Below are 16,087 nucleotides of genomic sequence, written 5' to 3' on the forward strand. Positions count from 1 at the left end.
TCGGGGCAGATAACTCTGAGGAGACTGCCCCGCCGGGAAACCGGTTGCCGAAAGGCATTAAACAGTATTTATTATGTGCTTCCGAGACCCCCGAAGCATATCGGAGACACAGATAAATATAAATTTTGCGAAAGCAAGCATCAATTATTTTTTAAGGAGGAAGATCGAAATGTCAATTACAGCTGAAACAGCTAAACAACATGCAAACGATCCGGCTGTCCTGTGCTGCAGAGCAGAAGAGGGAACTGTACTGGCTCCATCTAACTTTGAGGATCCAGCTATTTTCCCTGATCTGATCGATTCAGGACTTCTGAACACTGATGGCGCATTGAAGCTGGGACAGGTTCTCAACGGTTCTAAGCTGACAAAGACCGTTGATTCCCTGACTCCAATCACACCAGACATCATTGATAAGTACGATGAGCTGGAGGGCGAGGAAGAGGCACCTGCTGAGGAGGCAGCTCCTGTAGAGGAAGCACCTGTTGCAGCACCTGCAGCTACACTGGCTCCAGTTGTTGGCGGAACAATCAAGCTCCACATCGGTGAAGGAAAGAACATCGATATAGAGCTCCCTGCAGGCCTGGGCGGCGGCGCAGTAGCAGCAGCTCCAGCAGCAGTAGCAGCAGCTCCAGCAGCTGAAGCAGCAGCTCCAGTTGAAGAGGAGAAGGTAGTAAGGACACTGTCAAGAAGACACCTGAGAATCGACAAGGTTGAGAGAGGTCCTGAAACAAAGATCGAGAACCACGTTCTGTACATTGAGGAAGGCATCGAAGAGAAGGCTGTTGAGAGCGAGAAGCTGGTTCAGTCCCTGAAGATCGATGTAATCACTCCAGAGAACTATCACACATATTCCGAGACAATCATGGATATCCAGCCTATCGCTACAAAGGAAGGCGAAGCTGAGCTGGGCGAGGGCGTTACCAGAGTACTGGATGGCGTTCTGATGGTAGTTTCCGGAACAGATGAAAACGGCGTTCAGATCGGTGAGTTCGGTTCATCTGAGGGATACATCGACGAGAACATGATGTGGGGCAGACCTGGTGCTGCTGACAAGGGCGAGACTCTGATCAAGACAGAGGTCATCATCGATGCTGGAAAGAACATGGAGAGACCTGGTCCTATCGCTGCTCACAAGGCTACAGATGTCATCACAGATGCTATCCGTAAGGCTCTGAAGAAGGTTGATGAGTCCGAGTTCGAGGCTGACCTTGAGGAGTTCAAGCAGGTAAGAAGACCTGGAAAGAAGAAGGTAGTTGTAATCAAGGAGATCATGGGCCAGGGCGCTATGCACGATAACTTCCTGTTCCCTGTAGAGCCAGTTGGAACACTGGGAGCTAAGCCTAACGTAGATATGGGTAACGTTCCTATCGCTGCTTCCCCACTGGAAGTTCTTGATGGATGCATCCACGCACTGACATGCATCGGACCTGCTTCTAAGGAAATGTCCAGACACTACTGGAGAGAGCCACTGGTACTGGAAGCACTGCACGATCCTGAACTGGACCTCTGCGGCGTAATCTTCGTTGGATCACCACAGGCTAACTCCGAGAAGTTCTACGTATCCAGAAGACTGGGACAGATGGTAGAACTGCTTGATGTTGATGGTGCATTTGTTACAACAGAGGGATTCGGAAACAACCACGTAGACTTCGTAACTCATATCGAGAACATCGGTAAGAGAGGAATTCCAGTAGTTGGATTCTCCTTCTGCGCAGCACAGGGTGCTCTGGTAGTTGGTAACAAGTACTGCAACGCTATGATCGACAACAACAAGTCCATGTCCGGTATCGAGAACGAGGTTCTGGAGTGCAACACTCTGTGCCCAGAGGATGCTGTTCGTGGTGTAGCTATGCTCAAGGCTGAGATGGCTGGTGAGGAGATCAAGGCACCTGAGAGAAAGTACAATGTCAACGTTAAGAACAACAACCTGGAGCTCATCGAGAAGGCAACAGGCAAGAAGATCGAGACAGTTGAGAACGAGCAGTCTCTGCCAATGTCTGAGAAGAGAAAAGAGAAGTACGACTAATCGGAAGATCATCTGATTAGAATAAAATTATCAGGAGAGAACATACTTATGAAATACGGAGATAAGATAATCAGAGTTGAGGGCGTAATCGTGGAGGTTCACGATGGATGCATAGGAATCGATCTTAAAGGTCGCCTGGGTTATCTGGAAGTTCCTCTGAGGATGGTCATCAGCGATTATCCTTTCGAAGTTGGACAGACGGTGGCCTGGAACATGAGTTTCATCGAACAGGAAGGACCGGAAGTCGACGAAAAGTATGTTAGCAGACTGAACATTTACACCCAGAGACGCAGAGATATAGCTGCAAAGAAAGAAAACAAAGAGGAGGATTAAAATGAGTTTGACAGTTGTTAAAGGACTGCAATCTGAAATCTTCGTTCCTGTTACACCGAAGTCAATCTTCACTCCTTGCACAAAGCCACTGAAAGAGATGACTATCGCACTGGCAACAGCAGCAGGAGTACACCGTAAGGATGACAAGAGGTTCAACCTGGCCGGAGACTTCACTTGGAGAAAGATTCCAGATGAAACACCAGAAGATATGCTGATGGTATCCCACGGTGGTTATGATAACTCCGATGTAAACAAGGACATCAACTGCATGTTCCCTATCACAAGACTTCACGAGCTCGCTAAGGAAGGATTCATTGGCGGAACTGCTCCTACCCACGTTGGATTCATGGGCGGCGGCGGAAACATCGAGAAGTTCACTCATGAGACTGGTCCGGCTATCGCTAAGCTGCTGAAGTCAGAAAACGTAGACGGTGTTCTCATGACCGCTGGATGAGGAACTTGCCACCGCTCTGCAACAATCGTGCAGAGAGCAATTGAGGAGATCGGAATCCCTACAGTAATCATCGCAGCACTTCCACCAGTAGTAAGACAGGCAGGTACTCCACGTGCCGTTGCTCCACTGGTACCAATGGGAGCTAACGCTGGTGAGCCACACAACGTTGAGATGCAGACTGGCATCGTAAAGGGCGCTCTGCAGGCACTCGAGGATATCGAGACACCTGGTAAGATCGTTCCTCTGCCATTCGAGTATCACGCAATGATCTAATTAGTATAAGAGTTCTTGTACTGTTAGAATTGGCCGTTGAGACTCACGGAATAAATGATCTCATAATGCGTCCCGGTTTATCCGGGGCGCATTTTTAGTGTGTAATAATATCGAAGTAATTGAATATTATTCAATCTGCGAAAAAGATATGGGCAAGAAAAATATAAAACAAGGTATCAGCAAAATTTTGACAATCCCGTTCAAATCCTTGAAATTTCAAGGAAAACACCTGCTTTAAACGGTTGAAAAAATCCTGTGATAATGTATAATCAAATTATATTTATATTCTTGTTTATGCCTTTGAACATGGAATTTTGCTTCGGGAATTTCATGTTTAGGGAAACTGGACTGCGGTTTAGTCAGGTAGAACAACCCGTGTTCAGTAATTGATAACACATTTATATGAGAAATTTGAGAGGTCAGCTTATGAGTGAAATCGATCTCAGAAGGCTCGTTATCAAGGCCTTCCATATGAACGAAGTGAAGATGGGCGATACTTGCGATGTAAAGATGAACGGACAGTTCACAGTGTCAAAAGATATTATCCCAGGCCTGCTGGAGAAGTATGACGAAATCGAGAATATCGATATCAATCTTATCGCTCCGGGGGATCACGACAGATATACCAATACGATAATGGATATAATTCCTATTTCCACAAAGGTACTGGGCAAGTGCGGCGAGGGAATTACCCATACTATTACCGGTGTGTACGTAATGCTTACAGGCGTTGATACCGAAGGAAAACAGGCTCATGAATTCGGCTCATCCGAAGGCAATCTGAAGGATATGCTGAGGCTGAACAAGGCAGGAACTCCAGGAGACCATGACTATATCATTTCCTTTGACGTTCTTTTCAAGAAAGGTCAGGGCCAGGAGCGTAAGGGCTGTCTGGAAGCCCATTCAGCCTGTGATGAGTTCATTCAGGTCTACAGAGATAAACTCAAGAAGTTCGATGGCAATAAATGCACTGAAAGACATGAGTATCATGACACTGTAAGGCCAGGACAGAAGAAAGTCCTCATCATCCGTCAGGTTGCAGGACAGGGAGCAATGTACGATACATGGATGTTCCCTAAGGAACCATCTGGCGTAGAAGGTGGCAAATCTATTATTGAAATGGGAAATGTGCCGATCATGCTCACACCTAATGAATACAGAGACGGCGCTATCCGTTCAATGCAGTAAGGAGGCAGATTATGGGAATTGGTCCATCTACAAAAGAAACAAGTCTCCATCACTTCAGAGACCCTCTTGTTGAAATAGTCGGAAACGATACAGGCGTGGATCTGATGGGAGTTCTGGTATTCGGAACTGCCGACGATAACGTGGACAAAATCAGAAACAGCATGATGGCTGCAAAGATTGCTGAATGTATGAGAGCTGACGGTGTCATCGTAAGTTCCGACGGCTGGGGCAACAGTGACGTAGACTATGTAAACTGCATTCAGGAGCTGGGCGAAAGAGGCATCCCGATGAGTGGATTGAACTTCAGTGGTTCCATGGCTCAGTTCGTTACAGAGTCTGAATATATTGGAAAAAATATCATCGATATTTGCAAGAATCCGGAAGGCGTGGAATCAAACATCGTTGGAGAGAATAACATGTCTCCTGAAGATGTTAAGAAGGCCCTTGTACAGCTCAAAATAAAGATGAAAGAAAAAGAAATCAAAGGCCATCTGTAAAAGGTAGGAATTGTGACATTGTGAAATAATTGCTCTCTTATGACGGGCCATTAATACCGGAATTCCGTTTCTAACAGGAGTTAAAAGCTTATACAGGTAATCCTTCAGGCATCCCTGGCTCAGGGGTGCCTTAGCTGTATTTGAAGATATAGCACCATTAGACAGGCTGTGGCATAATAAAGAACAGACAATGATACAACACAAACACAGAAAACAGTAAAACGGCAGAATCGAAGACCGGGAATACTTGAAATAATTCTTTTGCAAAGGACAAGACGAGGGGTTCAGATGAGAAATCCAAACAGACAGGCAGAAAAAAGAAGAGCACTGGACAAGGAACAGGAGAAATCAGACACTCTGATAGTATATGATTCCAAACACGGTTCAACAGAACAATATGCCAAATGGCTGGCTGATATCCTGGATTGTGATGCCATGCCATATGTAAAGAACAAGCTGGGAATAATGTCGGTTTACCAGAACATCATCTACGGAGGGTGGATACAGGCCTCTGATATAACAGGCCTTAACCTGGTATTGAACAACTACAATAATTTCAATCTGGGAGGTAAGAACCTTTACGTTTTCAGCACAGGCCTTGGAGACTACTCTGATGAGTCCTATGTAAAACTCCTGAGAGAATACAATTACATTGATAAACTCCCGGAGGACCATTATTATCCTCTTCCAGGACGATTTAACCGTGATAAATTAAACATGAGTGGCAGGGCCATGTTGAAGGCCTATGGGGATAAGGTCTTTGACGGCCTTTCAGATCATCAGAGAGAGCTTATAAAGACCAGAATGGATGAAGGCTATGACGGAGTGCAAATTGAAGCTCTGAAGCCTCTTGTAGATGAGATATGCCGCCTTAGGGCCATGGTTATGGAAACTGGAATGTCGCGATAGAGGGGAGTGTTGTACTGATAATAGAGTTACCATCAAAAGTACAACATTGGTGACCTGTTGATTTCTTTAAGGGTTCTCTAAAGGAACTTTCATCAGCTCTTCAAGAGCAGTATTCGAATACAGACAAGAAAAAAGCTGCCGCATTCATATGATGCGGCAGCTTTTGTATTCGTATTCAAAATCGAATAACTGCGGAATACTTCGACTAGTGAAGAGTTCCCTTTGGAGTCTTTCTACCATCTCTGAAGAACATGATAGCTGTGAAGATTACTACAACAGTTACAATCCATGTCAGTACTCCGATAGGCAGGCTCTTTACGAGGAAGTATGCAAGGAGTACACCGATAACTCCGAATACACCCTGGCAAACAACGGCAACCATGTCGAATCTGTTCTCCTTAACGAACTTTGGAGAGTTACCAAAGGCCATCAGGTAAGCGCAGGATCCCATCATGATTGGGAATGCAGCCTGTACGTTCATGCCCAGAACGGATACCAGAGCCAGGCAAGGAGCATAGAGTCCGCAGCCAAGATCCATCAGTGCGCCAAGGAAGAAGTTAACAACGATACCGATGATCAGCTTAGCGCCTCTCAGCTCAAGAGCAGATCCTGTTGTACCGAAAGGTCCAACTCCCAGTGATCTCAGGGCCATGATGACACCGAGGATGAACAGGCCGATGCCCATTCCGAGACGAACTGTTCTCAGGTCCCACTTAGTAACGAAGGAATCTCCAACGAAAGCTCCGACAGTAGCAGCTACCAGCATTGAGATAAGAGTAAGTGCGTCTACCTCTACCAGTCCGAAGAACAGGAATGCCTCCATCAGTACAGGGAAGGTATCTCCAACGTTCAGAGTACCAGGAATGTTGATGTCCTCAACAGACTTCTTAAGCTTGAAAGCTGAAGAAGATCCAGCATATGATCCGATTCCCAGTGTGTCGAAGAAGTTAGCAATGAGACCTACTCCAGCGTTCCACTTGAAGTGTTTCATTTCCTTCTCCCACTCTGCCTGGCCTTCCGGAGTTGCTTTATTCTTCTTAATCTGTCTGAATACAATAACAAATTCAAATATGAAGCCGATTACACAAAGGGCCTTCAGAATTACTTCTGCATTCATAGTATAACCTCCAGGTGTTGATATAAAAGAATGATTGCGAGAAGGAGAGAACCCCCGAACCTCTCCTTCAGATAAGGGAATTATATCAATTTGTTCATTTCTTGTCAAACAAATATGGTGAATTTATGAACAAATACGTATATTATACATTCCGAAGAGAAAATGAATGAACACCAGTGATTGCAATGCCTGCAGAAAATACAAAATAAGTATCGGTCACATATAATCCATGGTTTTAACACAAAAGAATGAATATTAAGGTTGTTGGATAACACAATTGCCAAAATAACAGACAGCCTCAGAGCAAAAGGAAAGTGTCACACCTTGATTTTTTTGGTCCTGTTACGTCTGTGATAGGGTAAATTTTTTGTGTGACTCTTGCGACACAGCGAGATTTTCAATCAATGAAATCCCGTGGTAAATAGCACCCTGGATTTCCTCAAAACCGAGATCTTCCCATTCCACAAACTTGAATTTTTCACTAATCCCTCATTTGCTTACTGTCTCCTATGCTAGTAAAATTAGACCGAATAGATTCGTGCTGACGGCCGGGGCCCGGCCTCTGATTCATATTTTTCCAGGAGATAGATATAAATGGCGTTTACACACCTTCACGTACATACTGAATACAGCCTGCTGGACGGCATGACCCGGATAAGTCAGGCTCCTGAATATGCCAAATCCATGGGCATGAATGCGCTGGCAATCACAGACCATGGAGTTATGTTTGGTGTGGTTGATTTTTACAAGGCGTGCAAGGCCGCTGGAATCAGGCCGGTAATAGGATGTGAGGTTTATACTGCCCCCCGGACCATGTATATGAAAGATCCGGAGAAGGACAGGCACAACGGACATCTGATTCTTCTGGCAGAGAACCAGAAGGGGTACAGCAATCTGGTGAAGATTGACTCCGAAGCTTTTATGGACGGGTTTTATTTTAAGCCCCGGGTGGACAAGGAGCTTTTGCGGAAGTACAGCGAAGGCATAATCTGCCTTTCCGGTTGCCTGGCAGGAAATGTTCAGCACAGGCTTGTGATTGGAGATTACGACGGGGCCAAGAAGGAAGCCCTGGAGCTCAGGGAGATTTTCGGGGAAAATAATTTTTTCCTTGAAGTTCAGGATCACGGCCTGCGGGAAGACAAGGTGGTAATTCAGGGGCTGATGAAGCTGTCAGAGGAAACGGGAATTCCTCTTGTTGCCACTAACGATGCCCACTATATGAAGAAAGAAGATGCTAAGGCTCACGACGTGCTGCTGGCAATTCAGACTGCTACTACCCTGGATGACGAGAAACGGCTGCGCTTCGAAACCCCGGAATTCTATCTGAAGTCAGAAGAGGAAATGAGGGAACTTTTTTCATATATTCCTGAAGCTTGTGACAATACCCAGAAAATAGCCGATCGCTGCAATGTGGAATTTACCTTTGGCCAGTATCATCTGCCGGAATACCTTCCGCCGGAAGGGCTGACAACTACAGAATATCTGGATGAGCTGTGCCTTCAGGGTCTGGAAATGAGATACGGCAAGGAAGCCCTGGATCCGGAAAGCCGGTACAGGAAGAGGCTGGACAGGGAGCTGAACGTAATAAAATCCATGGGTTACGTAGAATACTTCCTTATAGTATGGGATTTTATTCACTACGCCAAGAGCCACGGCATTCCGGTGGGGCCGGGGAGAGGTTCGGCGGCAGGAAGTATAGTGGCCTATTCCCTGGACATTACGGAGATCGATCCTCTGAAATACAATCTGATTTTTGAGAGATTCCTGAATCCGGAGAGGGTGAGCATGCCTGATATCGACGTGGATTTCTGCATCGAGCGGAGGCAGGAGGTCATTGATTACGTTGTAAGAAAATACGGTAAAGACAAAGTTTCCCAGATAATAACCTTCGGAACACTGAAGGCCAAGGCCGTGGTCCGGGATGTGGCAAGAGCTTTGAACGCCACCTACGCTGAGGGAGATGCCATTGCCAAGGCCATTCCGGCTGATTTGAACATGACCATAGCCAAGGCCCTGGACTTAAACCCGGAGCTTAAGGAGAAATACGAAAAGGACGACAGGGTCAGGGAGATCCTGGACATGTCAATGGCTCTGGAAGGCCTGCCAAGGCATGCTTCTACCCACGCTGCAGGTGTAGTAATATCCAAGCTCCCTCTGGACGAGTACGTTCCTATTTATGTATCTGACAAAGGACCGGCTACCCAGTTCAACATGACCACCATTGAGGAACTGGGGCTGCTTAAAATGGATTTTCTGGGGCTAAGGAACCTTACAGTTATCCGCAATGCTCTTGACATGATAGAAGCCGGCACTGGAGAGAAGATCGATTTTACAAAAATGGAGTACGATGATCCGGAGGTTTACGCCATGATAGCTGCTGGAAACACCCAGGGGGTTTTTCAGCTGGAAAGCGGGGGAATGACGGAGTTCATGAAAAATCTGAAACCATCCTGCTTCGAAGACATTGTGGCCGGCATCGCCCTCTACAGACCGGGCCCTATGGATTCCATTCCGAGATACATAGACAACAAGAAGCACCCGGAGAAGATTTCTTATGTTGATCCTCATCTGGCCCACATTCTGGACGTTACTTACGGATGCATAATATACCAGGAGCAGGTAATGCAGATCGTCCGGGATCTGGGAGGATATTCTTTTGGCAGATCAGACCTGGTGCGCCGGGCAATGTCAAAGAAAAAAATGAAGGTTATGCTGGAGGAGAAGGAATACTTCATCCACGGCAAGAAGGATGAGAATGGCAATGTGGAGATTGAAGGATGTATTGCCAGGGGAATTCCTGAAGAAGCTGCTGAAAAAATCTTCCAGGACATGATCAGCTTCGCTCAGTACGCTTTTAACAAATCCCACGCCGCAGCCTATGCGGTGGTCAGCTACGAAACGGCCTGGCTGAAATACCACTATCCTGTAGAGTTCATGGCAGCCCTTCTCAGCTCCATGATGGGGGATGTGAACCACACCCAGGCGTATATAAGAAACTGCGCCGAAATGAATATCAAGGTTCTTCCTCCTTCGGTAATGAGCAGTCAGGAAAAATTCAGCGTAGAGGATGGACAGATCCGGTTCGGCCTGAAAGGTGTGAAGCACGTAGGAGTTGGAGTAGTAAATGCCATAATTGAAGGCAGGAAGAATTTCAACGATACTCCGGAGAACATCTACGAATTCCTGGAGGCTCTGGATGCTTCCCAGCTGAACAAGAAGGCTGTGGAGAATCTCATCAAGGCAGGAGCTTTTGACTGCATTGACACTAACAGGGCCATGCTCCTTACGGTTTGCGAGGACGCAGTGCAGACTGCCCAGCGAAGGTCAAAGGCGGCAGGAAGCAGCCAGCTGTCTTTCTTCCAGATGGACGAGACAGTAATGGAGCAGGTTAGAGTCCACAAAAACATGCCGAAAATAGCACCTTTTTCCCTGAGACAGACTCTTTCCCTGGAAAAGGAGGTTCTGGGAGTTTATTTGTCCGGCCACCCTCTTGACGAGTACAGGGAGCTGATAAATAAGTACACCTCTGCCAATTCTCTTCAGGTTCTGGGCAGTGCTGATCCGGAGGACCCGGATAACAATCAGTTCAAAGATGGTGACAATGTGATCATGGCAGGACAGATCACAAAAGTCAGAACCCTTTTTACAAAGAAGGCACAGGAAATGGCCCGGATCCAGTTTGAGGATTACTACGGGGTGATGGGAGCAGTGGTTTTCCCTTCAGCCTTTGAAAAATACAGATATCTCCTGATGGAAGATGCAATAGTTGCCATGTCCGGTCATCTGAGTTTCAGGGAGGATCAGGAACCGGAGCTGCTGATTAACCGGATTTCAGAAATCCAGAAGGTTATGTCATTGAACAATGAATCTGGAAACTACCGTGGCGGAAGGTATGACAGGTCTTATTCCCACAGGCCGGAAAAAGAAGAGCCGCCGGTTAAGATCAGGGTTACGAAAGAGGTGTCAGATGAACTGGGAGGCCAGGGAAATGCTCTGAACTGGATTCTTGGATGTCTGGAAGGCCATGGAGGCAACCGGGAGGTTCTGGTGTATCTTCCTGATGGAAGAATGGTCAGGACGGACAGAAGGCACCGGGTGGAAATGAGCCATGAGCTGAGAAATAAACTGGCGGCCAGGCTGGGAGAGATGAACATCAAATAGATGAAGCTGTATCTTCCCCCGGAATCTTGGCGAAAGACAATGTTTTTTTCCAAATGATAATCACAGAGAGGTAAATAAAATGGCAAGGATAGGAGTTCTTACAAGTGGAGGAGATTCTCCGGGAATGAACGCGGCAGTAAGGGCCATCGTTCGCTTTGGAATTGACAGAGGCATGGAGGTTTACGGAATATCCAGAGGATATGAGGGCCTTATTGACGGGGAGATTGAGAAAATGGAAAGACGCTCTGTGGGAGATATTCTCCAGCGGGGCGGAACTATTTTGAAGACGGCAAGGAGCAAGCGGTTCATGACTGAAGAAGGTCAGGAGAGGGCCGTGAGAAACCTGGAAACATTCAGGATAGATGCTCTGGTTGTAATCGGTGGAAACGGATCTTATGCAGGGGCCCTGGAGCTGAGCAAGAGAGGGGTGCCGGTGATCTGCCTGCCTGGAACTATTGATAACGACCTGGGTTACACAGATTATACAATCGGTTTTGACACGGCAGTAAACACTGTTCTTGATGCCATTACCAGAATAAGGGACACCAGTTCTGCCCACGAAAGGACTACGGTAATTGAGGTAATGGGGCGCCACTGCGGTGACATCGCTATTTACTCAGGCCTGGCCGGCGGTGCGGAGTACGTGCTTATACCTGAGGTGGAGCCGGATCTCAATGATATCAGCCTGAAGATTCTTGAAGGGGTAAACAAGGGAAGACTCCACAGCATCATAATCAACGCTGAGGGCAGCATGTACCCTTCGGATGTGCTGGTAGAGAACCTTTCGGAGAGAACAGGAAGGGAAGTGAAGCTGGTGGTTCTTTCTTATCTGCAGAGAGGGGGATCTCCTACGTTGCAGGACAGGCTTCTGGCTACGGAGTGTGGCGCAAAGGCCGTTGAGCTTATTGATAACGGAATATACAACAAGGCCATCGGAACGGTAGGAGGAGAGATTATGGGCTTCGACCTGGAAGAGGCTTTGAAGCAGGAAAACTGTTTTGACAGAAGGCTGTATGATGCCATCGGGGTGCTCAGCAAATAGGGTTTGTCATTATGAAAAGTATAGTTATTTATAATTCTAAAAGAGGCAGCACGGAGCAGTATGCCCGGTGGATTGCCGAGGATATAAAGGCGGAGCAGTGCATAGCTCTGGAACATGCGGATTTTCACGCCCTGGATCAATTTGACGTGGTGGTTTTCGGAGGCTGGATCAGGGGAAGCGGTATTGTGGGCCTGGATAAACTGAAGAAATCTGTACCTGAAATTTTTTCGCGTTTGGTTATTTTTGGAGTGGGCATTTCCCGGCTTACTCCGGAGAACTACATGCAGATTGTGGATATAAACCTCAATACTAAGGATGACAGATGGAATAACGTGCCTCTCCATGTTCTGCCTGGCAGATACGATCCATCCCAGGTTGCCGGACTGGATAAATTCCTCATGGCTGTATCAAAGCGGGTTATGATTTCCGGCCGGGTCTCTGATAAAGACCAGGGGGCCATGGAAATGAAAGCCGCCATAGAGAAGGGCGTAGACCGCATGGACAGGAAGGCTGTAGAACCTGTGGTAAAATCTGTTTATAAGATCTGCGGAATGTCGCCTGTAACTGATGCTTCTGATGACAGTGATGTAGATGAAAAAGATAGAAACTCCGGTGGAGAAGGGTCCGGCCAGGATGGTGGCGGAGATCCCGCTGATACAGATGCCATAATGAGGGAGATGCTCAGCAGACACGATCAGGAATAGATAGAAAAAACACCCAGGGAGTGGCAAGTGGTACGCAGTGGTACCCGCCCATGACTCCCTGGGTGTTTACATATTTATATCTCGTGGGCCCGGTGAGGGCGCCTTGGAAATTCGCCTGCCTTGGACCAGGCGTTTATTTTTTTGAATAAACTGACTACTCAGCTTCCTTGTCCAGGTATTCTACAGACTTGGTGTTGTGTCCAGACTCTTTCCAGAGCTTGTCTGCTACTGGCTTCCACTCCTTAGCATAGTCAACGCACTTGCCGCAAAGGTGTTCAGGAGACTCAGGAGAAATCATATCTGTAGAATGAGCTCCAGATGAGTTTACCATCTGAGTGATTCTTCCAGGGTTCTCCAGCATTGGACATGGTCTCAGGTAGTTGTCGCTGAATGGCTGACCGTCGTGATAAGCCATGAACAGCGGGCTCTTCAGAGCCTCCAGCAGTGTTTTCTCCCTGATGTTTGAATCGGAGTAGTGGATGAATACACAAGGTTCATAGTCACCGGCGGAGTTGATGTGCAGGTAGTTTCTTCCTCCTGCAATGCATCCGTGGATGTACTCACCGTCGTTCTGGAAGTCGATGGTGAAAATGTTCTTGTGATATCCGGAAGAACGGAGCTCTCTTACTCTGTGATACATGTAAGTTCTCTGCTCAGGGTTCAGGAGCAGACTTGTATCTGCGTCGTTTCCAACTGGCATGTAGTGGAAGTACCAGGCCAGCTTGCATCCGTGGTCTACCAGCATCTGGATGAAGTCATCTGCAGTAACGTACTTGTAGTTTGCGCTGGTGTAGCAAATGGACACACCGTACAGAAGCTTGTATCTGTACATGAGATCCATGGCGTCGATTACCTTCTGGTATACGCCGTTTCCACGTCTTGCATCGGTGGAAGCCTCTGTTCCCTCAATGGACATAGCGAAGGAAATGTTTCCGCACTTCTTTACCTGCTCGCAGAATGCCTCATCAATCAGAGTTCCGTTTGTGAAGATGTGGAACTCGCAGTCGTTGAACTCTGTAGCAAGTTTGATGATGTCGTCCTTGCGAACCAGTGGCTCACCGCCTGTCATGATGTAGAAATAGGTTCCCAGCTCTCTGCCCTGGCTTACGATGTTTCTCATTTCCTCATAAGACAGGTTGTTCTTGTATCCGTACTCAGCAGCCCAGCAGCCGATACACTTAAGGTTGCATGCTGAAGTAGGGTCGAAGAGGATTGCCCACGGAATGTTGCATCCCTCTGATCTCATAAGCTCGTTTCTTCTTCTGTTGCCCAGATATGCAGCGTTGTATCCGAAATTCTTGATGAAACCCTTAACCAGGTTTTCGTCAACGTTGTTAACCATGTCTACAGAATACTCAATCCACTTGGAATCTCCGGATTCGAATTCCTTTCTGATTCTGTCGAAAGCAGCCTTTCCACTGTTCTCTTCAGAATCCTTAGGATTCATGTATTCATCCATGATATTTACAACATCAAGAACGCCCTTCTGGGGATCTTTCTTTACGTGGGCATATGCAAGATCAACTGCCTTGTTGAAAGCAGCTCTCTTGGCTTTTTCCTTTAATGATAATTCCATAATAAATACCTCCACCATGAAGCCTGACCTCAGACTTCAGATTGCTTTACTCTGCCGTTTCAGAAATTCATGATAAGCGGCAATTACTGACTAACTGTCAGTATTAAAACACCATGGTAACGAAAAATCAAGTAAAAAGATGGGAAACAGCCGATTGTTTTGTATTTATCACTGTAAACAGGGGCCATGGCGCCGTACAGGAGGGGTTATGAGCTGTTTCTGACCGGATTCTTAGGAAAAAAGAGAGGTGTCAGATCAGCCGTGCCCTTTCCAGATTGTTTAAGATAGATATTAATCGTAATTAATCGTAATTGATCGATATAGAAAAAAACGGGCAGTTTTGCTGCCCGTAGTGATTCTTTTCTGTCAGTTGGCGAATACCGGAAGATGTTTTATCTGTAGCCGATACCGTAGATAAGTGTGATGAATCTTACAGCGAAAAGTGCTGCGGAAATCCACATTACAGGCGGAACCTGTTTTGCTTTTCCAGTAACCACCTTCAGGATAACCCATGAAAGCATTCCGTACATGATACCGTTTGCAATGGAATAAGTGAATGGCATCATAATGATTGCCAGGAATCCTGCAACTGTGTCGGCAATGTCCTTGTCGAACTCCATGTTCTTGATGGAGGAAATCATCAGAAGTCCTACATATATAAGAGCAGGGGAAGTTGCAAATCCAGGAATAGCCAGGAAAATCGGCGAGAAGAAAATTGCAACCAGGAACAGGATGGCTGTTGTAAGGGAAGTCATACCTGTACGTCCGCCGCTGGCAACTCCTGCTGTGGACTCAACGAAAGATGTTACTGTGGAAGTACCCAGGCATGCACCGGCAATTGTACCGATGGCATCGGACATGAGAGCCTGCTTTGCTCTTGGAAGCTTTCCATCTTCATCCAGCAGGTTGCCCTTTGATGCAACACCGATAAGTGTTCCTACAGTATCGAAGAGGTCAACAAACAGGAAGGAGAATGTGATAACCAGGAATTCAACCAGGTTCTTTCCTACCCACTTGAAGTTAAATGCCATGAATGAAGGAGCCTTCGGGATGAAAGAGGCTGCTGTGAAAGTAGGGAACAGGGAGTATGCGCCAGCCTTAGGGTCTACCTGATACCAGCCGATAGCCTGTGCAACCATTCCCAGGCACCATGTAATAAGAATGCCCCACAGAATGTGGCCCTTGACATTATAGTGGTCAAGAATTGCGATGATAAGGAAGCCTACAATTGCCAGAACGAACTCAGGCTTTGCAACATCTCCCATTGCAACTACTGTAGAAGGATCGGAAACAACGATTCCTGCACCTTTAAGAGCAACAATGACGATGAAGAAACCAATTCCTGCTGTAATTCCGTACTTAAGGTTGGCAGGAACGTCGTTAACCAGCTTCTCTCTGAAGTTTGTGAGAGAAAGAAGAACGAAGACAATACCTTCTACCAGGACGGCTGTCAGAGCAATCTGATAAGGATCCTTTATTCCGGCCTGTGCCATAGGCACGCAGACAGAATAAGCAAAGTATGCGTTCAGACCCATGCCTGAAGCCAGGGCTACAGGGTAGTTGGCGTAAAATGCCATAATCAGTGTGGCAAATGCAGCAGATACTGCTGTGGCAGTGAATACTGCAGCTGAGTCCAGCCCGGAAGCGGACAGAATGTTAGGGTTTACAGCCAGGATGTATACCATTGAAAGGAAGGTGGTAATACCGGCAGTAATCTCAGTCCGCTTGTCAGTCTGGTGTTCCTTCAATTTGAAGAATTTTTCCATAAAGACTCCTTTGTGTTCAAAAGTTCCATAAACTAATACAA

12 protein-coding genes are annotated in these 16,087 nt (G+C 46.7%); 9 read left to right on the forward strand and 3 right to left on the reverse strand.

What is annotated here, in order from left to right; translation table 11 throughout:
- Positions 1-169 precede the first annotated feature (169 nt).
- The 6 genes from prdA to FYJ66_RS07860 all read left to right on the forward strand — a co-directional run bounded on the left by prdA (position 170) and on the right by FYJ66_RS07860 (position 5,680).
- Entirely contained in the window at positions 170-2,026 is a 1,857-nt protein-coding gene (gene prdA, locus FYJ66_RS07835; RefSeq protein WP_154572956.1) for a D-proline reductase (dithiol) proprotein PrdA, read from the forward strand.
- 48 nt (positions 2,027-2,074) lie between these two features.
- Positions 2,075-2,359 (forward strand): CBO2463/CBO2479 domain-containing protein, encoded by a 285-nt coding sequence (locus FYJ66_RS07840; protein ID WP_154572957.1) that lies wholly within the window; start codon positions 2,075-2,077, stop codon positions 2,357-2,359.
- A 1-nt stretch (position 2,360) separates the two neighbouring features.
- Positions 2,361-3,086 (forward strand): D-proline reductase (dithiol) protein PrdB, encoded by a 726-nt coding sequence (gene prdB / locus FYJ66_RS07845; RefSeq protein WP_154572958.1) that lies wholly within the window; start codon positions 2,361-2,363, stop codon positions 3,084-3,086.
- 426 nt (positions 3,087-3,512) lie between these two features.
- Positions 3,513-4,274: a proline reductase cluster protein PrdD gene (gene prdD / locus FYJ66_RS07850; protein WP_154572959.1), complete on the forward strand. Its 762-nt coding sequence runs from the start codon at positions 3,513-3,515 to the stop codon at positions 4,272-4,274.
- 11 nt (positions 4,275-4,285) lie between these two features.
- Positions 4,286-4,771: a glycine/sarcosine/betaine reductase component B subunit gene (locus FYJ66_RS07855; protein ID WP_154572960.1), complete on the forward strand. Its 486-nt coding sequence runs from the start codon at positions 4,286-4,288 to the stop codon at positions 4,769-4,771.
- A gap of 288 nt (positions 4,772-5,059) precedes the next feature.
- On the forward strand, positions 5,060-5,680 hold the full coding sequence (locus tag FYJ66_RS07860; protein WP_154572961.1) for a flavodoxin domain-containing protein: 621 nt from the start codon (positions 5,060-5,062) through the stop codon (positions 5,678-5,680).
- A gap of 205 nt (positions 5,681-5,885) precedes the next feature.
- Here the strand turns inward: FYJ66_RS07860 and FYJ66_RS07865 are convergent, their stop codons facing one another.
- Entirely contained in the window at positions 5,886-6,797 is a 912-nt protein-coding gene (locus tag FYJ66_RS07865; RefSeq protein WP_154572962.1) for a permease, read from the reverse strand.
- A gap of 594 nt (positions 6,798-7,391) precedes the next feature.
- Between FYJ66_RS07865 and FYJ66_RS07870 the strand changes: the two genes are divergently transcribed.
- From FYJ66_RS07870 to FYJ66_RS07880, 3 genes are all read left to right on the forward strand, one after another.
- Positions 7,392-10,958 carry a DNA polymerase III subunit alpha gene (locus FYJ66_RS07870; protein WP_154572963.1) on the forward strand — a complete coding sequence of 1,189 codons (3,567 nt, stop codon included), beginning with the start codon at positions 7,392-7,394 and terminating at the stop codon, positions 10,956-10,958.
- Between the two features lie 79 nt (positions 10,959-11,037).
- Positions 11,038-12,000 carry a 6-phosphofructokinase gene (pfkA, locus tag FYJ66_RS07875; protein WP_154572964.1) on the forward strand — a complete coding sequence of 321 codons (963 nt, stop codon included), beginning with the start codon at positions 11,038-11,040 and terminating at the stop codon, positions 11,998-12,000.
- Positions 12,001-12,011: 11 nt separating this feature from the next.
- Positions 12,012-12,704 carry a flavodoxin domain-containing protein gene (locus FYJ66_RS07880; protein ID WP_154572965.1) on the forward strand — a complete coding sequence of 231 codons (693 nt, stop codon included), beginning with the start codon at positions 12,012-12,014 and terminating at the stop codon, positions 12,702-12,704.
- A gap of 154 nt (positions 12,705-12,858) precedes the next feature.
- Here FYJ66_RS07880 and FYJ66_RS07885 read toward each other — a convergent pair whose 3' ends face one another.
- Both FYJ66_RS07885 and FYJ66_RS07890 read right to left on the reverse strand, forming a co-directional pair.
- A complete protein-coding gene (locus FYJ66_RS07885; RefSeq protein WP_154572966.1) occupies positions 12,859-14,280 on the reverse strand; it encodes a radical SAM protein in 1,422 nt (473 codons plus the stop codon).
- A 392-nt stretch (positions 14,281-14,672) separates the two neighbouring features.
- On the reverse strand, positions 14,673-16,046 hold the full coding sequence (locus FYJ66_RS07890) for an NCS2 family permease (RefSeq protein ID WP_154572967.1): 1,374 nt from the start codon (positions 16,044-16,046) through the stop codon (positions 14,673-14,675).
- Positions 16,047-16,087 lie beyond the last annotated feature (41 nt).

The sequence above is a fragment of the Allobaileyella intestinalis genome (assembly GCF_009695865.1).
Classification (GTDB): Bacteria; Bacillota; Clostridia; order Peptostreptococcales; family Anaerovoracaceae; genus Allobaileyella; species Allobaileyella intestinalis.

Coding starts and splice junctions, on each gene's coding strand:
- prdA (WP_154572956.1), top strand. CDS start 170: ATGTCAATTACAGCTGAAACAGCTAAACAACATGCAAACGATCCGGCT.
- FYJ66_RS07840 (WP_154572957.1), top strand. CDS start 2,075: ATGAAATACGGAGATAAGATAATCAGAGTTGAGGGCGTAATCGTGGAG.
- prdD (WP_154572959.1), top strand. CDS start 3,513: ATGAGTGAAATCGATCTCAGAAGGCTCGTTATCAAGGCCTTCCATATG.
- FYJ66_RS07855 (WP_154572960.1), top strand. CDS start 4,286: ATGGGAATTGGTCCATCTACAAAAGAAACAAGTCTCCATCACTTCAGA.
- FYJ66_RS07860 (WP_154572961.1), top strand. CDS start 5,060: ATGAGAAATCCAAACAGACAGGCAGAAAAAAGAAGAGCACTGGACAAG.
- FYJ66_RS07865 (WP_154572962.1), bottom strand. CDS start 6,797: ATGAATGCAGAAGTAATTCTGAAGGCCCTTTGTGTAATCGGCTTCATA.
- FYJ66_RS07870 (WP_154572963.1), top strand. CDS start 7,392: ATGGCGTTTACACACCTTCACGTACATACTGAATACAGCCTGCTGGAC.
- pfkA (WP_154572964.1), top strand. CDS start 11,038: ATGGCAAGGATAGGAGTTCTTACAAGTGGAGGAGATTCTCCGGGAATG.
- FYJ66_RS07880 (WP_154572965.1), top strand. CDS start 12,012: ATGAAAAGTATAGTTATTTATAATTCTAAAAGAGGCAGCACGGAGCAG.
- FYJ66_RS07885 (WP_154572966.1), bottom strand. CDS start 14,280: ATGGAATTATCATTAAAGGAAAAAGCCAAGAGAGCTGCTTTCAACAAG.
- FYJ66_RS07890 (WP_154572967.1), bottom strand. CDS start 16,046: ATGGAAAAATTCTTCAAATTGAAGGAACACCAGACTGACAAGCGGACT.